1 protein-coding gene is annotated in these 602 nt (G+C 48.0%); it reads right to left on the reverse strand.

From position 1 onward, the window contains the following. Positions 1 to 505 (reverse strand): ferredoxin--NADP reductase (locus tag ACTHUR_RS15895; protein ID WP_440399629.1); only part of this gene is annotated, 505 nt, incomplete at its 3' end. Positions 506 to 602: the final 97 nt, after the last annotated feature.

The raw sequence follows: 602 nt of genomic DNA on the forward strand, positions 1-602 counted from the left end.
GCGGATGCTTTTTCAAATCAGCAAGGCGTTGGTTGAAAATCAACTCGTTGGCGTAAGAAACTGAATGCGCCAAAACCAAACGGTCGAAACGCTGCCAGATTTCAGGTTGCTCGATAATGGAAAGGAAAGGCGCAATGCCGGAACCCGTGCAGAGCATAACTAAATCCTTACCGTCTGGGAATCGCTCGGGCAAGAGGAAACCGGTAGCCGTTTTATCCAGCAAAATGGTGTCACCCTCTTTCATCGCGGCAAAACGCGCCGACATCGGACCGCCTTCGATTAACACCGCGAAATACTCAAGCGTATCGGCGTATTCGGCAGATACGACAGAATACGCGCGCCAAATAAAGCCCTCGCCGTCACGGAAACCAAGGCGCGAAAACTGCCCTGCCGAAAAACGGTAGGACTCGGGACGGCTGATGGCAAAAGTCATCAGCTTAGGCGTATGGTGTTTAATCCACAAGACTTTTTCTTCGGTAAACTTGGCTTCTGGAGAAGCTGCCATAATAGGTTTCCTTGATATTCGGTATCAGTTTCAAATAGGGCTTATTATAAAGATTCAAAAGACCGTCTGAAATATTTATTTTCAGACGGCCTTTAAG

Source organism: Neisseria sp. P0021.S007 (assembly GCF_051956855.1).